The organism is Mucilaginibacter terrigena (assembly GCF_004168255.1).
Lineage (GTDB): Bacteria > Bacteroidota > Bacteroidia > Sphingobacteriales > Sphingobacteriaceae > Mucilaginibacter > Mucilaginibacter terrigena.
Genome location: NZ_SEWG01000003.1, coordinates 287,329 through 304,622, shown reverse-complemented (window position 1 = coordinate 304,622; position 17,294 = coordinate 287,329). Strand labels below are relative to the sequence as shown.

Genomic DNA, 17,294 nt, shown 5'->3' with positions numbered 1-17,294 from the left:
CATGCAAAAGCGTTACATGGTAATATGGTTTCGTCATTTGACGACGGATTGGCTGACACTTCGCAAGCCGGAATTAAAAGATGTGCCTTTTGCTTTTGTTGCCCCTGAACGTAACCGCATTATTATTACCGCTGCCAACCCTATTGCAGAAGCCCAGGGTATTTATAGAGGAATGGCGGCGGCTGATGCCAAAGCTATTACCACCAACTTGCAAGTTGTGGATCACTTACCTGGTAAGGAGGCTAAACTGTTAAAGCAATTAGGCTTATGGTGCATCAGATACACACCAATAGTAGCTGTTGATTTGCCTGATAGTCTGATATTAGATATATCCGGCTGTGCTCATTTATGGAAGGATGAACGTGGTTATTTGAAGGAGATCGTAAATAAACTACGGTCATCAGGATATAATGCAAGGGCTGCTATTGCCGATACTATTGGTGCTGCCTGGGCTATCAGCCATTATGGAAAAATAACACCTATTGTAGGCAGCGGTGAACAAGCACAAGCGTTGCTTAACTTGCCCCCAATAGCTTTGCGGTTAGAAGATGCTGTACTTCAAAAACAACAAAAATTAGGTTTTGCTACCATCAAAAGCTTTATGCAAATTCCACGTACTGTATTGCGCAGGCGATTTGGTGACGGCTTTTTATTGAGGTTGGCTCAGGCTTTGGGGGTTGAAGACGAGCACCTTGTTCCACTTATTCCACCAATACCTAATACAGAAAGGTTGCCTTGTCTTGAACCAGTAAGAACGGCTAAAGCTATTGAAATCGCTATCACAAAATTATTGGAAAGTTTGTGTGTACGCTTACAGTCGGAGGGTAAAGGCATTCGTAAAGCCACATTAAAATGTTATCGGATTGATGGCAAAATGGTGCATGCAAAGATCAGCACCAATCGCGGTTCGCATAGCGTGTCACATTTATTTAAACTTTTTGAGTTACAGATTAATAAAATAGAACCGGCATTAGGCATTGAGCTATTCCTTATGGAAGCAACCAAAGTAGAAGATATTGATCCTTTACAGGAAAAACTCTGGGCTGATAAGCCCGGCCTGCAGGATACGGCTTTGGCAGAATTGTTAGATAAGTTAGCCGGTAAAATTGGCGCTAAAGCAATATATCGCTATTTACCATCAGAAAATTATTGGCCTGAGCGTGCGATTAAACAAACTTCATCCTTAACAGATGTGCCGACAACTAAATGGCGAAACGATAGGCCAAGGCCTTTACGCCTTTTGCAACATCCCGAACCTGTTGAAGTAATGGCGTTACTGCCTGATTATCCACCAAAGGTTTTTACTTACAAAGGTAAGCGGCACATAGTAGAAAAAGCGGATGGCCCAGAACGTATTGAGCGCGAATGGTGGCAGGACAAAGGTGTGCACCGCGATTATTATGCGATTGAAGATGCTGAAGGGCAAAGATACTGGCTATTCAGATCAGGCCATTACGATGCTGCCCCGCAATGGTACTTACACGGATTTTTTGCATAGCTATGAGGTACGTTGAATTACAAACTACATCAAATTTTAGCTTCCTGCGGGGTGGGTCACATCCTGAAGAATTGGTTGAGCAAGCGTCTTTATATGGCTATGATGCTATCGCCATAGTTGATCGAAATAGCCTTGCGGGTATTGTTCGTGCCCATATCGTAGCAAAAAAATTAAATCTCAAATTTATTCCTGCTTGCAGGCTTGATCTGTTAGATGGGGCAAGCTTGCTTGCTTATCCTACTGACCGCGATGCTTATGGCAGGCTTTCAGCATTATTAACGGTTGGTAACTTAAGGGCTGGAAAAGGAGAATGCCATTTGTATAAAACAGATGTTTATGCACATAAAGAAGGGATTAAGTTTATCATCATCCCACCAGATGAATTGAACGCAAGGTTTGACTATGATAATGGATTTAAAAGAAATGTAAATGAATATAAAGGTGAATTTGGTGGCTCTTTATATATCGCAGCCACCCGATCGTATAGCGGCGATGATGCTAAAAGATTAGCGCGCTTATCAAAATTAGGCATACCTATGGTAGCTGTAGGCGACGTGCATTATCATGAATTAACCCGGCGTGAATTGCAGGATATTTTAACCTGTATCCGGGAAAAATGCACTATACATACAGCCGGATTTAAGCTGCACGCCAATGCCGAGCGGTTTATCAAACCTGTAGATGAAATATATCGTTTGTTTCGGCAATATCCTGAAGCAATTGAAAATGCTTTGGTAGTGGCAGATGCCTGTCAATTCTCTTTAGATACCTTAAAATATATTGAGCCTGAAGAAAAAATAGTTGATGGCCTTACACCTCAGGAACGGTTAACCAAATACACTTGGGCTGGCGCACATGAGCGGTTTGGTGAAATACCAAAGAAAGTATCTGATCAAATCGAATTTGAGTTAGCCTTTATTGCAAAACGAAATTTGGCACCCTATTTTTTGCGGGTATATAAGTATACCCAAAAGGCAGAAGAATTAGGTATTCTGCATCAAGGGCGAGGCTCAGCAGCTAACTCAACTGTTTGCTATTGCTTATCCATCACAGCGGTAGACCCGATGAAATCCCGCTTGTTGTTCTCTCGATTTATGTCTGATGCTCGGGAAGAATGGCCTGATATTGATGTAGATTTTGAACATGAGCGGCGCGAGGAAATTATCCAGCATATTTACGAATATTATGGGCGGGAACATGCCGCCATTGTTGCTACAGTAACGCAAGAACGTCACCGTGGGGCTATTCGTGATGCCGGTAAAGCGATGGGTTTATCTGAAGACACCATCAAACGCGTAGGTGCTACTATTTGGGATTTTAGTGAAGAAGGTTTTGATGAAAAGCGCTTACGGGAGCAGGGATTAAACCCTAATGATCCACTTATTCATAAAGTGCTGCAATTAACTACCCAACTGATGGGTTTTCCCCGGCAACTGGGGCAGCATACGGGTGGGTTTGTTATAACGGATAATAAACTATCAGATCTATGCCCGGTAATGAATGCGCGAATGGAAAACCGCACTCAACTGGAGTGGAACAAAGATGACCTGGAAGCATTAGGAATTCTAAAAGTGGATGTTTTGGGTTTGGGCATGCTCACCATGATCCGCAAAGCATTTGATTTAGTACTACAACACTACGGCAGAAAGCTAACCTTAGCTAATGTGCCGCAGGATGACCCAAAAGTATATGAGATGATTTGCCATGCAGATACTATTGGTGTATTTCAGATTGAAAGCCGGGCGCAAATGTCCATGTTGCCACGCCTCAAACCACAATGCTTTTATGATTTGGTGATAGAAGTAGCCATTGTTCGACCCGGCCCAATTCAGGGCGATATGGTGCATCCTTACCTGCGCAGGCGGAACAAGGAAGAGCCTGTTGATTATCCATCCCAAGAGTTAAGGGACATATTAGGGCGTACATTAGGAGTTCCATTATTTCAGGAACAGGCAATGGAAATAGCCATTGTTGCAGCTGGTTTTACGCCTGCTGAAGCTGATGAGCTTAGGCGAAGCATGGCAAGTTTCAAGGCCAATGGTAAACTTGGCCTCTATGAAGATAAGATGGTAAAAGGCATGCTCAAAAATGGCTATGAGGAAGATTTTGCAAGGCGGGTATTTAAGCAATTACAAGGTTTTGAAGGCTATGGTTTCCCTGAAAGCCATGCAGCATCATTCGCCTTATTGGTTTATATATCATCATGGTTAAAATGCTATTATCCTGATGTATTTTGCGCGGCATTGCTCAATAGCCAACCTATGGGGTTTTATCAGCCGGCACAAATAGTACGTGACGCAATAGATCATAACGTTAAGGTTTTACCCGTTGACATAAACTACTCTTTGTGGGATAATATTTTAGAAGAAAAAAACGGCGAACATCATATAGTGAGGTTGGGTTTCCGGCAAATCAAAGGATTGCGTGAAGATGATATGCAATTACTTATAGCTGCACGTAAAGCATCATATACCCACATTAATCAACTATGCACCGCTGGTATTTCTGAAGCTGCTTTAGAAATACTGGCCGATGCAGATGCCTTTGGTTCATTAGGTTTAGATCGCCGTAAAGCATTGTGGGAAGTATCGGCTTTAGGGGATAGGCCAATGGCTCTGTTTGAAGATACGCTATCAGAAAGTGTAAAAGAGGTAAAGGTACAATTACCATTAATGTCAGAAGGTGAGCATGTGGTGCAGGATTATTCATCGACGGGCTTGTCCCTGAAAAATCACCCGGTTGCTTTGGTTCGCGAAAAACTGGCTTTACTGCATAACACAAAAATTGCTGATCTGAAAAAAATGGAAGATGGCGAAGCTGTGAAAGTAACAGGCTTAATAACCGTTCGCCAGCGGCCAGGTACTGCTAAAGGCGTATTGTTTATGACATTGGAAGACGAAACGGGAGCGGCCAATATTGTAGTTTGGCAAAGGCTGTTTGATATGTATCGAAAAGAGATCATCCAATCGCGTTTATTTATGGTGCAGGGCTATTTACAGATAGAAGGTGAAGTAATCCATGTGGTAGCCAACAAATGCTTTAACCTAAATAGTATGTTACGTGGATTAACACAAACCATTGAAGATAAACTGCCGTTCTTAATGGCAAGGGCGGATGAAACTACTAAACCACATCACGGTGGCAACAAGGGCGAACAACAAGCCGGTAAACAAGAAGAGGTGTTTTATAAAGGAAGAAATTTCAGGTAGATACTTGTTATATTAATCAGATGTTCTAAAATAACTTGCCTTAAAAGGCAAAACAGTTGACTTGTCCAATACTCAAATAACAAGAGAAATTTAGCTTAAATCAATATAAATCCATAGTACTTAAACTCGGTTTCAAATAAAATTATCCATCTAAAGCATCATATAGAAAACTGAAATTGAGAACATGGTAAAACTGAGAAAGCCACGAGAGCCTAAACTCAATTAGAAATGTTTGCCATTAATAAATGATTTCTAAATCAAATTTATCTCGAGAAACACTTTTCATTGATTTAAGATGTCGGCTCAGCCACCTTTTTAATTGTTCGCTTGTTCGGTTAGTTTTCGCTTGTTTTATGCTGAGGATTTCTTTGATTAGCTTAGCCGTGGGTATTTACAATCAGCTTTTGATGGGTCTTCAGCATTGAAATGGTTCGATTTAGGGCAGTTGGATAAACTCCTGAAAACTTTCAGATCGTTCCGCTCGCGTGGTAAAAAGTGGGTTAGTCGGGTTGAGAGGGATGAGAATGAGAATTGTTTTGCTTTATCAAGGTACCGATTTTACCTATTGCTATACCTAACCATTCGCCTCTTAGACAACTCTTGTATAGACCGGTATCCCCTCGCGGAATCGAACCTAACTTCAGTCATTTTTCAATTTCTTAAAACGTGTATTTATTATCATAGTGATTCAAAGTCTCAATAAAATCTACCGCCCTATATATATTTAAAGGGGCTTAATTGTTTCTTAGATTACAATTATCTTTAAAGTAGTTACAACAGCATTTCTCCAATTTTAAGTGCTAATTTTATAAAGTGAAGATACTGATAGTAGAAGACGAAACAGGCCTGCGCGATAGCATTGAAGCGTACTTTACAGGCAGCGACAGCATTTGCGAAACGGCGAAAGATTTCACCTCGGCTTTAGCAAAGGTTAGTGTTTACCGTTACGATTGCGTAGTGCTTGACCTTACCCTACCCCACGGCAATGGCTTGGATATTGTAAAACATTTAAAAGGGAACGGGCATAACGACGGGGTGCTCATCATCTCTGCAAAAAACTCGCTGAGCGATCGCCTTACCGGGCTCGACCTGGGAGCGGATGATTATTTGACCAAACCCTTCCATTTATCAGAACTGAAATCAAGGGTTACGGCTATAGTACGGCGTAGAACATTCAACGGAAACAACAACCTTAAATTTAACGAGATCGATATCGATCTTGATGCGAAAGCTGTAAAAGTGAAGGACGTTGTTGTAAAATTCACCCGTAAAGAATACTCCCTGTTATTGTATTTCATCGCCAATAAAGGTAAGGTGGTATCCAAAAGCGCAATTGCCGAGCACCTTTGGGGCGATAGTATCGATATTGCTGATAATTTTGATTTTATCTACTCGCACATTAAAAACATCCGCAAAAAAATGGTTGAAGCAGGCGGTAATGACTACATACAGGCTGCCTACGGCATGGGTTATAAATTTGCCGGCGTATGAAACTTTTAACCAAATACAATAGGGTTAACATAGCGGTTACAGTTGTTATTATGCTGGTTACGGGCATTATCTATTATTACACCATCAGCCATATTTTAACCGGCCAGATAGATAAGGACTTGGAACTTGAGGAAAACGAAGTGTTTAGCTACGTAACCAAAAATCACCGTCTGCCCGATGTTTACGAAAGCAACCATCAGCAAATTGTTTTTATGCCGCTTGGCAATAAACAGGTTGAACGCAGGTTTTTAGATACCACCTATCATGACTCGGATGAAAAAGATCTTGAGGCGGGCCGTGCGCTTATCAGTTCCGTAAAAGTATCGGGGCAAAATTATCGGATACTGGTAACCCAATCCAAGGTAGAAACCGAAGACCTGATCCAGATCATCTTCCTGATCACTATCGGGGTTATTGTAAGCCTGCTGGTGATACTCATTATACTAAATAGGGTTATATTAAAAAGTATCTGGAAACCTTTTTACAAAGTGCTGTTCCAGTTAAAGGAGTTTAGTTTGGTTAACAACGGCGTCATCAGCAATACCCCATCAACAATAGATGAATTTACCGAACTCGACCAGGCCGTTATCAGCATGGCCGACAGGGTAAAAAACGATTATCAAAACCTGAAGGCATTTACCGAAAACGCCTCGCACGAGCTAATGACACCAATTTCGGTCATCAACTCAAAACTGGATACCCTGGTGCAAACCGATGAGTTTACCGATAAGCAAAGCAACCTGCTGAACGATATTTACGGCACGGTAACAAGGTTAACCCGTTTAAATAAATCTATGCTATTGTTGGCTAAGATAGAGAATGGATTAATACAGGATAACCAACTTGTTGACGTAAAAGATGTGGTGAAAGAGTGCATTTACCAGCACGAGGAAATGGTGCAACAGTTGGGCATCACACTGAAAACTACTTTGGGCGATAAACAGCTACAGGCCAATAAATCGCTCATAGAAATTTTAGTGAATAACCTGCTGAGTAACGCCATCAGGCATAACCACCAGGATGGGGAATTATCCGTTTACCTCGATTCGGAAAAACTAATCATCAGTAATACAGGCGAGGGTAGTTTTGATTTTGGACAGGTGTTAAAAAGGTTTCATAAATCTGACGGTTCCGAAGGCATCGGGCTGGGCTTAACCCTGTGCAAACAGATCTGTGACAGCCATGGCTTTAAGCTTAATTATGAACACAATGATAAAAAACATGCTTTTTCGGTAAGGTTTTAATTATCCAAATTTCCTCCAGTTTTAGTCCAAGTTGAGCACAGCTTTGGCGTATAGCTTAGTATAAAAATTACTAAACATGAAATTCATCAAAACAACAGCAGCTATTTTAATAGCAACAGCCATGGGCGTAACTGCTATGGCTCAAAAAATTAGTTCAACGCAAGTACCTGCAGCGGTAAAAGCCTCTTTCGGCAAAGCTTACCCTGCGGTAAAAACGGTTAAATGGGAAAAGGAAAAAGGCGATTTTGAAGCGGGCTTTAAACAAGGCAGTAACGAGATGTCGGCAGTATTTAAGGCAGATGGTACGCAATTAGAATCTGAAGTGGAGATAAAAACTACGGAGTTACCTGCATCTGTTTTAAGCTACGTTAAACAAAATTATAAAGGCGCTGCCATTAAAGAAGCCGCTAAAATTACAAAGGCAAACGGTGAAGTAAATTACGAGGCCGAAGTAAATGGCAAAGACCTGCTTTTTGACAGCGCCGGCAAATTCATAAAAGCGGCGCAAGACTAACACCAGACGTGGCCTTATCGGGGGATTATGGCCGGTTAAATGCTGCGGATGTGCCATTCGCAGCATTTTTTTTAGCTGCTTCTCCCACAAAATGTTTACAGAATTGGTTAGGAAATTTACAATTGAAAAATTTAACTTGATAGCCTGTAGTTTACGACCCGGATGAGATATTTTATTAACCTGTTTTTATTCCTTTTATTCGGCACAACTTGCTTCGCGCAAACCAAAACCCTGGATGAGTATTTGCAGCAAGCCGTAAAAAACAGCCCGCTGATAAAAGATCTTAATAACCAGATCCTGTCGGCGCAATTAGATAGTGTGCGCATCCGTGCAGGGTTTAAACCACAAGTTACGGCCAGCAGCGCGGGCTTATATGCACCGGTAATAAAGGGATATGGCTATTCACAGGCTATCACTAACGGGCAATCATTAAATGGCTTGTTAACCGTAAGCAAAGCGTTTATAGGAAAAGGATATTTAAATGCGCAGTTTGCGGCGCTGGGTATCCAAAACGACTCATTGCGCAACAGCATTAAACTTTCTGAACAAGACCTTCGCCGCACTATCATCGGTCAATACATTGCCGCTTACGGCAGCCTTCAGCAACAACGTTTTAATCAGGAAGTGGTCGACCTGCTTAGCAAAGAGGAAGACCTGCTAAAACGCCTTACCCGCAGCAACGTTTACCGCCAAAGCGATTACCTTACCTTTTTAGTAACGCTTAAACAAGCGCAGCTGCAACTATCGCAAACAAAATTGCAATACAAAACAGATTACGCCACGCTTAACTACTTGTCGGGCGTAGCCGATACTACTATTTTTGAGATAACTAAACCCGAGCTGCAAAAGACCATTAACACTACCGACCGCAGCGCCAGCATCTTTTTTAAACAATACCAGCTGGATAGTATACGGTTGGATAATAACCGTATACTGGTAGATTACAGCTACCGCCCCAAACTAAGTATTTTTGCAGATGGTGGTTACAACTCCGACCTTACTGCGCAGTATTATAAAAACTTTGGTACAAGCGTAGGCTTTACTGTCAGTATGCCCTTGTATGACGGTGGGCAGCGCAAACTGCTTTACAAAAAACTATCGCTCGAGCAGGAAACCAGTCGTGCTTACAAAGCTTTTTTTAATAATCAGTATACACAGCAGATCAACCAGCTAAACCAGCAAATTGGCGAGTACGATAAACTTATCGCCGAAATAAACGATCAGTTTAAATATTCCGAAAGCCTGATAAAGGTGGACACCCAGTTACTGCAAACCGGAGACCTGAAAATTGCCGACCTGATCCTGGCTGTGAACAATTACCTCACTATAAAAAACCTGCTTACCCAAAACACCATCAGCAGGCTGCAACTTATTAACCAACTTAACTACTGGAGCCGATAATATGAACCGATATTACAAGCCATTTATCATACTTTTTGCCTGTGTAGGCATTACCACCTTGCTGTCATGCGGTGGCGGCAGTGCGCCTGCTGATGAAGAGGCTGCCGTACAATCGCAAACACCAATTACGGTAACCACGGTAGGTAACAGCGCCCTGGCCGATTCTATTGAATTGAACGCCACATCATCGTTCATGCAAAAAAATTATGTGAGTGCCAATGCGATCGGTTATATCCAAAAGGTGAATGTGCAGCCGGGGCATTATGTAGAAAAAGGCCAGTTAATGTTCACCATAAAAACAAAAGAGGCGCAGAGTATTGGTAATACCATCAATGTATTAGATACTACTTTTAAATTTTCGGGCATTAACAACATCCGGGCATCGCGCAGTGGTTTTGTAACCCAGTTGCTGCACCAGGTTGGCGATTACGTGCAGGACGGCGAACAACTGGCCATCATCAGCGACCGGGAGAGTTTTGCTTTTGTGTTACAACTACCTTACGAGTTGAGGGGCGTTATCGCCAATAATCAAAATCTTACGCTCACCCTGCCCGATGGCGAGAAACTTAAGGGGCATATTACCTCGCTGATGCCATCAGTTGATACGCTGTCGCAAACACAGGGCATCGTTATTAAAGTAGATAACAACCATCCCATCCCCGAAAATTTGGTGGCTAAAGCACTTATCATTAAAACTGCAAAAAGCAGTGTGCCGTCGTTGCCAAAATCGGCAGTTTTATCAAACGAAACGCAAAATGAGTTTTGGGTAATGAAGCTGATAAACGACACCACAGCAGTAAAAATACCGGTAAAAAAAGGCATAGAATCTGGCGGGCGAATAGAGATTCTGTCACCTGCATTTAATCCAACCGACCGCGTGGCGGTAACGGGCAATTATGGTTTGGCAGATACCGCCAGGGTTAAAATTGTAAAACCATGAACAGCCTGAATAACTTTTTCATCACCCATAAAAAGCCTATTAGTTTGGTGCTTTTTATTGTGTTGCTTGGTGGCGGCTTTGCCTATTCGCGGCTGCAAACTTCCCTTTTCCCTGAAATTACTTTTCCAAAGATCAAGATCATTGCTGATGCCGGTTTGCAGCCCGTAAATAAAATGATGGTAACGGTTACAAAGCCGCTGGAGAATGCCGTTAAGCAAGTGCCTGATTTGCATTATGTGCGCAGCACCACCAGCCGCGGCAGTTGCGAAATTTCCGCTTATATGAACTGGGATGCAGATATCGACCTGAGCCAGCAACGCATCGAATCGCGCATAGCGCAGATCAAAAATATATTGCCACCCGAAGCTAATATTACGGTTGAGAAGATGAACCCATCTATCCTGCCGGTTAGCGGGTACACGTTAGAAAGCCACAATCTTTCGCCTATAGAATTAAAACAACTGGCTACCTATACTGTAAAGCCGTTTCTTTCACAGGTGGATGGTGTGTCGGAGATCAGAGTTATCGGAGGCAAAACAAAGGAATACTGGCTGGTGCTGAACCGCCAGAAAATGAGTTCGCTTGGGCTGACACCCGATATGATCACCAATACGCTGGCGCAAACGGCGTTCATCAAAAGCAACGGGTATTTGTCTGATTTTAAGATGCTGTACCTTACCGTTACCGATGCCAGCGTAAACACCAGCGAACAACTGCAAAACCTGGTGGTAAGTAATAACCGTAAACGGGTTATCCAGTTAAAAGATGTGGCCGAGATCCAGATAAACCCGGGTATCGAGTATACTAAAATAAACGCTAACGGGCACGAAGGGGTGCTGATAGCGGTTATCAAACAACCCAATTCCAACCTGGTAGACCTGTCTGCTGCCATGACCACCAAGGTGGCCGAGCTGCAAAAGGTACTGCCAAAGGGTGTATCTATAAAACCCTATTATGTACAGGCCGATTTTGTGAACGAGTCGGTTAAGAGCGTAAGCGATAGCTTATGGATAGGCCTGGCGCTGGCCATTATTGTAGCCATTATATTCCTGCGCTCGTTAAAGGCAAGCGCCACTATTTTGATCACCATTCCGGTAACCTTAGGGCTTACCCTAATTATTTTATATGCGGTTGGTTATACCCTGAACATCATGACCCTGGGGGCTATCGCAGCCGCTATCGGTTTAATTATTGATGATGCCATTGTGGTGGTCGAGCAGATCCACCGCGTTCATGAGGAGCATCCCGAAGAACCAACCATAACGCTTTTACAAAAGGCCATCAATTATTTATTCCCGGCCATGGTGGGCTCGTCGGTAAGTACCATTGTGATATTTATTCCATTCTTGCTGATGACGGGCGTAGCAGGCGCTTACTTTAAAGTGATGACCGATACTATGATCATTACGCTGGTATCGTCCTTTTTTGTGACTTGGGTGGGCCTGCCCGTTATTTACCTGCTGCTCACTAAAAACACACAGGTTAACAGCCTGAAGGTAAAAGAAGAGGCACACGGGGTTAAAAGGCAGCGTTGGGTATCTTTCTTTATTCTTCGGCCATTTATGAGCATTATTTTGATCATAGCGCTGCTGGCTGTTATTATCGTCATCCCGGGCAGGTTAGAAACCGGTTTCCTGTCGGATATGGATGAGGGCAGCATCGTATTAGATTATACCTCCCCTCCCGGCACATCGCTTGAAGAGACCGACAGGATGCTGCGCGAGATCGAAAAAGTTATTATCAAAGAGCCTGATGTGGCAGCATACTCGCGCCGTACGGGTACGCAAATGGGTTTCTTTATTACCGAGCCAAACACCGGCGATTACCTCATCCAGTTAAAAAAAGGGCACAGCAAAACATCCGAAGAAGTTATCAGCGACCTGCGTACCCATATCGAAGCCACTCAGCCGGCACTACGGGTTGATTTTGGACAGGTTATAGGCGATATGCTGGGCGATCTGATGACATCCACCCAACCCGTCGAAATAAAGGTATTTGGAGACGACCAGGCAAAACTGCAGGCTTTATCAAAACAGGTGGCTGCTATTGTAACCGATGTTAAAGGCACAGCCGATGTTTTCGACGGGATAGTAATTGCCGGCCCATCAGTAGATATTGTGCCCGATTATGCCAGGCTTGCTCAATACAATATTACCCCCGCCGCTTTGCAAACCCAGGTACAATCGGCTTTAGAGGGTAATGTTATTGGCAATTTATTTGAGCGCGAGCAGCAATCGCCTATCCGGATGGTTTACCCCGGCAACCGCCTGCAGGACGTGGCGGGGATTAAACGCCTCAACCTGTTTTTGCCCGATGGCAGGCTGATACCGATTACCCAGCTGGCCAACGTAAACCTGCACACCGGCGACGCCGAGGTTGAGCGGGAGAATCTGCAGGCGATGGGTGTGATAAGTGCGCGTTTAGACAACAGCGACCTGGGCAGTGTTATTCCTGCCATACAAAAAGGAATAGCCGAAAAAATAAACCTACCACCCGGCTACCATGTAGAATATGGTGGTGCATATGCCGAACAACAACAAAGTTTTAAAGAGCTTTTGATGATACTGGTAACCGCAAGCCTGTTAGTTTTCGGGGTGATATTGTTCCTGTTCAAACAATTCAGGATTGCCCTGCTGATACTGGTTGTGGCTGTTTTAGGTATCGGCGGCAGTTTGCTGGCTTTATTTCTCACCAATACACCGCTTAACGTAGGCAGCTATACCGGCCTCATCATGATTGTGGGTATCATTGGCGAAAACGCCATCTTCACCTTCTGGCAATTCCGCGAAAGCGCACGGGAAAGCAGCGTGGATGATGCTATTGTTTATTCCATATCAACCCGGCTTCGCCCAAAACTGATGACAGCCTTGGGGGCAATAATTGCCTTGATGCCCCTGACTTTGGGAATAGGCGCCGGCGCACAATTACACCAGCCGCTGGCGATAGCGGTAATAGGTGGCTTTTTAGCAGCGTTGCCCTTACTCCTGATTGTGTTGCCAAGTATGCTGCGGATCTTTTACCGTAACCACGTTTTTGTTAAAGCAGAAGTTAAAAGATAAGCTTAAAGCTGCTTGGTGAATGCAAAACCTACCATACCATTGCCAAAGCTTGGCATTAACGAGGTAGTTTTACCGGAGTTTTTATCGTGAAAAAGCTTATTCCTGAATAAAGGATAAATAAGATAAGCCGCCTTTGTTGACAGGATACCGAAACCGGCACCGGCTATAATATCGCTAAACCAATGGTCGCGGTTATAAACGCGTAAAATGGCCGTGGCTGTTGCAAAGGTATAACCCGCTACGCCATACCAGGGCGATTTATCGCCATACTCCTGCGCCATAAATTCGGCTGCTGCAAAAGCATTACCCGAATGCCCCGATGGGAACGAATACCGGTTTGAGCCATCGGGCCGAAGCCTGTGTGTTACTTTTTTTAACGAGAAGGTGCTTAACGCCATAATGCCTTCAGACATTCCCAAAAGCACCGTCCTGTCTATGAACGTATTTTTACCATGTATGCCCGCCAGGTTCAATCCATAAACCATCACAACAGGTGCATATTGCAAATAATTCTCGGGGTGGTAATGAAAATTGGGGTGGTCTTCTATAAGGTCATTATAAACATGTATATCCACATCGCGGATAGGTTTTATAACAAACGACAAGGCTCCGTAAGTAACAAACACCGCCGGTGGAATAAAAGAGATAGCTTTACTTTCCAGATGCCTCACTGTATCCGGCAGGGCATTTATTTTTGCGGAATCCCGCCTTACGGTATCTATAATTTGCGCGTTTGCACTTAAAGAAACAATGCCTAATGCAACAACAATTAACTTTTTCAAACAGATTTAATAATGATTATTTACCTACCTCAATTACATGGAATGTCCCGGCTACCATATGCGGGCGCGGATGCGCGTTTTCTGCAGTTGGCAGTGTGGCCTCCATTTGTGCGGCAGGTAAAAACAGGTGGTGGGTTATCAGGTCGATGCCGATGGTGCGTGCGCTTTTTTCAGTCGTGATGTTTTCTACGAATACAAATTTATCAGCGTTTACCTCCCTGATAACTGACATGTTGCCATCACCGTTAGAACTGTATGCCAGCTTCAGCGCCGGGTCGAACGCTACGCCGTCGCAATCGCCAATTTTAAATTTGGCCAGGTTTTTACCATTACCCGCATCCATAACAACCATAGTAGCATTGCCGCCGCACCCGATGAACAGACGATTAGTAACCCTGTCAATAGCTAAACCCGATGGTTCATCACCATCGTTAATTTTATAACGGTTAATTACTTTGTAAGTGTTGGCATCTATCACCACAACTTCGTTAGTAGTTTCAGAATTGACGAAGATCTTGCCTTTGCCATCAGATACACCAGTCTCGGGCTTGCCGCCAAGCGGGATAGTTGCAACAACCCTATCGGTAGCCGGGTCAATAACGGTAGCATCACTGCTGCGGCCGTTAAAGGCATATACTTTTTTAGAAAAATTATCATAAAATATCGCGTCGGGATTGGTGCCCACGGTGATTTTGGTGATCTCGGCATTGGTCTTCAGGTCGAAAACGGTGCAGCTATTATCGCGGCCATTACTTGTATATCCTTTACCAAGCGACTTAACCAAAGCTATACCGTGTACACCATTGGTATTTGGGATAACGCCAATAGAATCGCCGGTTGCGGTGCTTAAAATGTTAACCTGCGTACCGTGCGATACGTATATCTTTTTCTCCGCGGCATCAACCGTAACATAATCCCAACCACCGCTACTTTTAATAGGATGTTTTTTGAGTATATGTAGGCCGGTCTTATTCTGTGCTGATGCACCCAGCGCTATTAGCACAATGCCAAGAACTGAAAATACTTTGGCGATATTAGATTTTAACATGATGGAATTTTTCATGCTATATACAGTATCATTCTGTAGGAATGTTGGATGAATTTATATAGAAAAATAATAACAGGTCATAGATGGGGCAAACTTGAATAAAGTAGAATGAGCCCCAATGATGTTAATATGCAGTTTAATAACGCTAAAAAGGAACAAATTAACGCCAAACTTATTCCCCTAAGGGCTATATTACTAAAGGATCCATTTATTGTTACCGGCAACTTTCAGCGCCTCCGCTTTACTGTTGACCGCTAATTTCTGATAAATATTTTTGATGTGGCTGCGTACGGTTTCCTTGCTGATAAACAAGTCAAGTGCAATTTTCGAATAACTTTTACCTGCAGAGATTCCGCGCAACACCTCGCTCTCCCGGTCGGATAAGGGAGAACCTGTTATCTGGTTAAAAGAAAGTACTACCATTTTAGCAATACTCAGGCTCATTGGGGCCCCTCCGGCAAAAGCTTCAGCTATGCTTTTTACAATGCTATCTGTATCGGAGTTTTTAACAATATAACCGCCTGCTCCTGCGCAAAGCGAACGAAACACTTTATCGCTGTCTTCCAGCACCGTGATGATCAACACAATGCAGGCCGGGTGGCGTTTTTTCAATTGCACCGTTCCATCAATACCATTCATTCCCGGCAGATCAATATCCATCAGCACCAGGTCGGGCCGGTCGGTATCCAGTTGTTTCAGTGCGGGTTCACAAGCCGGGTACTGACCGCAAACTTCGTACAAGCCGGTATCGTCTATCAAGGCAGCAAATCCCTCTCTTATGACGGCATTATCCTCTATAATTAAAATCCTTTTTTTCATTTTTCTTTTGTGATCTGAATAGGAATGGTAACGGTAATACAGGTACCTTCCTGTGTGGAAGATACGCTTAAGGTAAAGCCATTCTTCTTACAACGCCGTTCCATATTCCCCAAACCGTAATGCGGCTGGCTGGTATCTGCAACCTTCCAATGCCCATTATCGCGTAATTGATAGGTAATTTGCTTTTCTTCGCCATACATGTTAAAAACCACCTCCTGCGCTGCTGCATGTTTTACTACATTCGTCATGGCCTCTTTAAAAATGTAAATGATATTCAATGCTGCCGTAGGAGCGAATTGTACAGGCGGGCAATTTGCGGAAACGGAAGAAAACGCAATATCGAACTGGTTGTAGTACTGTTGCCCGTAAGCGGTAAGATATTGACAAAGTTCCTGCGGGTCATCACTGTCGTGATGAAGTTGCCAAAGAAAATCTTTGCTGGCACTGTATAATTTGCGGCTGTTTTTAATAATGCTGTCCACAATTGGGCGGGCTTCATCACCCTCACTGTATTTTTGCTTGAGTAAACTGGCCTGCCGGGTAATAGCCGAGAGCATGTTGCCCGTTTCGTCATGGAAATCAGTGGCCATTGCTTCCCGCATAGCGTTCAATTGTTCGGTGCGTTGCTTTACAGCCTCATCCAGCATCGTGATCTTCTTATCCTGCAGGGACTTTATCTTAATTCGGTCCCGTTCCTGGTCCATTTGCAGGTAAGCCAAAAATCCACCAAAAAATATAGTTATCATAGCGTTCATGATCAGGGCGTACATGGCATCACTTTTAACCGGGTGGGTGTACAAGGTTTGATGGTAGATGAATCCAAATACGGCCAGGTTAGAAAATATCGCCCACCAGCCGTACTTTTTATCAGCCCAGATCGCGCATAACAAGTACATATGCAACAGGCTTACATTAGAGGAAAATATCAACCCGGAATCGCGTATCCAGTCATAAATGAGAAAGTAAGTCACCAGCGCTGTAGTGGTCATCGGTATCCGGTAATGCCCAAAATAGCGGGCGCACAGCAAAGTGATGATCACCAGCGCATTATTAATAAAATAGCCCGCAATTGGTTTATCCAGAAAATACAGCGGAATGGGAAATAACAACATCAACGGCAGGCCGATCAGGCAGGTACTCAGCAATACCCTGAACTCATGATAACGAGGGTCTGCGATATTACCGCGCATTTCCCGGGGCATAAAAAAAGTAACGATACGATCAAACATGACAAATAAAAGTACATCCTTTTTGCCGGTCTTGATGCGCCTGATTGAAAAATCCCCCAA

12 protein-coding genes are annotated in these 17,294 nt (G+C 43.5%); 8 read left to right on the top strand and 4 right to left on the bottom strand.

The features are described 5' to 3' along the window. The first annotated feature begins 1 nt into the window (after position 1). The 8 genes from EWM62_RS08600 to EWM62_RS08565 all read left to right on the top strand — a co-directional run bounded on the left by EWM62_RS08600 (position 2) and on the right by EWM62_RS08565 (position 13,356). Positions 2 to 1,498, top strand: coding sequence for a Y-family DNA polymerase (locus EWM62_RS08600; protein ID WP_129876247.1), 1,497 nt, complete (start codon positions 2 to 4; stop codon positions 1,496 to 1,498). 2 nt (positions 1,499 to 1,500) lie between these two features. Continuing rightward, complete coding sequence (locus tag EWM62_RS08595; protein WP_129876246.1) at positions 1,501 to 4,707, top strand: error-prone DNA polymerase; 3,207 nt, start codon at positions 1,501 to 1,503, stop codon at positions 4,705 to 4,707. An 813-nt stretch (positions 4,708 to 5,520) separates the two neighbouring features. Beyond that, positions 5,521 to 6,198 carry a response regulator transcription factor gene (locus EWM62_RS08590; protein ID WP_129876245.1) on the top strand — a complete coding sequence of 226 codons (678 nt, stop codon included), beginning with the start codon at positions 5,521 to 5,523 and terminating at the stop codon, positions 6,196 to 6,198. After that, the gene (locus EWM62_RS08585; protein WP_129876244.1) at positions 6,195 to 7,442 is read left to right on the top strand and encodes a sensor histidine kinase; all 1,248 of its coding nucleotides are present in this window, start codon (positions 6,195 to 6,197) and stop codon (positions 7,440 to 7,442) included. Before EWM62_RS08590 ends, EWM62_RS08585 begins: the two co-directional genes overlap by 4 nt. A 76-nt stretch (positions 7,443 to 7,518) precedes the next feature. Beyond that, positions 7,519 to 7,956: a PepSY-like domain-containing protein gene (locus EWM62_RS08580; protein ID WP_129876243.1), complete on the top strand. Its 438-nt coding sequence runs from the start codon at positions 7,519 to 7,521 to the stop codon at positions 7,954 to 7,956. A gap of 162 nt (positions 7,957 to 8,118) precedes the next feature. Further along, positions 8,119 to 9,357 carry a TolC family protein gene (locus EWM62_RS08575; protein WP_129876242.1) on the top strand — a complete coding sequence of 413 codons (1,239 nt, stop codon included), beginning with the start codon at positions 8,119 to 8,121 and terminating at the stop codon, positions 9,355 to 9,357. A gap of 1 nt (position 9,358) precedes the next feature. Next, positions 9,359 to 10,297, top strand: a complete 939-nt coding sequence (locus tag EWM62_RS08570) for an efflux RND transporter periplasmic adaptor subunit (RefSeq protein WP_129876241.1) — start codon at positions 9,359 to 9,361, stop codon at positions 10,295 to 10,297. Then, complete coding sequence (locus EWM62_RS08565; protein WP_238989309.1) at positions 10,294 to 13,356, top strand: efflux RND transporter permease subunit; 3,063 nt, start codon at positions 10,294 to 10,296, stop codon at positions 13,354 to 13,356. The genes EWM62_RS08570 and EWM62_RS08565 overlap by 4 nt, the downstream gene beginning before the upstream one ends. 2 nt (positions 13,357 to 13,358) lie before the next feature. On the opposite strand, the gene EWM62_RS08560 is transcribed toward EWM62_RS08565, so the two are convergent. The 4 genes from EWM62_RS08560 to EWM62_RS08545 form a co-directional block, all read right to left on the bottom strand. Beyond that, a complete protein-coding gene (locus EWM62_RS08560; protein WP_129876240.1) occupies positions 13,359 to 14,138 on the bottom strand; it encodes a phosphatase PAP2 family protein in 780 nt (259 codons plus the stop codon). A 16-nt stretch (positions 14,139 to 14,154) separates the two neighbouring features. After that, the gene (locus EWM62_RS08555) at positions 14,155 to 15,201 is read right to left on the bottom strand and encodes a YncE family protein (RefSeq protein WP_203235011.1); all 1,047 of its coding nucleotides are present in this window, start codon (positions 15,199 to 15,201) and stop codon (positions 14,155 to 14,157) included. 180 nt (positions 15,202 to 15,381) lie between these two features. Next, the gene (locus tag EWM62_RS08550) at positions 15,382 to 16,005 is read right to left on the bottom strand and encodes a response regulator transcription factor (RefSeq protein WP_129876239.1); all 624 of its coding nucleotides are present in this window, start codon (positions 16,003 to 16,005) and stop codon (positions 15,382 to 15,384) included. Next, entirely contained in the window at positions 16,002 to 17,195 is a 1,194-nt protein-coding gene (locus EWM62_RS08545) for a sensor histidine kinase (protein ID WP_162499808.1), read from the bottom strand. The genes EWM62_RS08550 and EWM62_RS08545 overlap by 4 nt, the downstream gene beginning before the upstream one ends. Positions 17,196 to 17,294 lie beyond the last annotated feature (99 nt).

Excerpts from the sequence above, each read along its gene's own strand:
- EWM62_RS08600 (WP_129876247.1), top strand. The coding sequence starts at position 2 with ATGCAAAAGCGTTACATGGTAATATGGTTTCGTCATTTGACGACGGAT.
- EWM62_RS08595 (WP_129876246.1), top strand. The coding sequence starts at position 1,501 with ATGAGGTACGTTGAATTACAAACTACATCAAATTTTAGCTTCCTGCGG.
- EWM62_RS08585 (WP_129876244.1), top strand. The coding sequence starts at position 6,195 with ATGAAACTTTTAACCAAATACAATAGGGTTAACATAGCGGTTACAGTT.
- EWM62_RS08580 (WP_129876243.1), top strand. The coding sequence starts at position 7,519 with ATGAAATTCATCAAAACAACAGCAGCTATTTTAATAGCAACAGCCATG.
- EWM62_RS08575 (WP_129876242.1), top strand. The coding sequence starts at position 8,119 with ATGAGATATTTTATTAACCTGTTTTTATTCCTTTTATTCGGCACAACT.
- EWM62_RS08570 (WP_129876241.1), top strand. The coding sequence starts at position 9,359 with ATGAACCGATATTACAAGCCATTTATCATACTTTTTGCCTGTGTAGGC.
- EWM62_RS08565 (WP_238989309.1), top strand. The coding sequence starts at position 10,294 with ATGAACAGCCTGAATAACTTTTTCATCACCCATAAAAAGCCTATTAGT.
- EWM62_RS08555 (WP_203235011.1), bottom strand. The coding sequence starts at position 15,201 with ATGAAAAATTCCATCATGTTAAAATCTAATATCGCCAAAGTATTTTCA.
- EWM62_RS08550 (WP_129876239.1), bottom strand. The coding sequence starts at position 16,005 with ATGAAAAAAAGGATTTTAATTATAGAGGATAATGCCGTCATAAGAGAG.
- EWM62_RS08545 (WP_162499808.1), bottom strand. The coding sequence starts at position 17,195 with ATGCGCGGTAATATCGCAGACCCTCGTTATCATGAGTTCAGGGTATTG.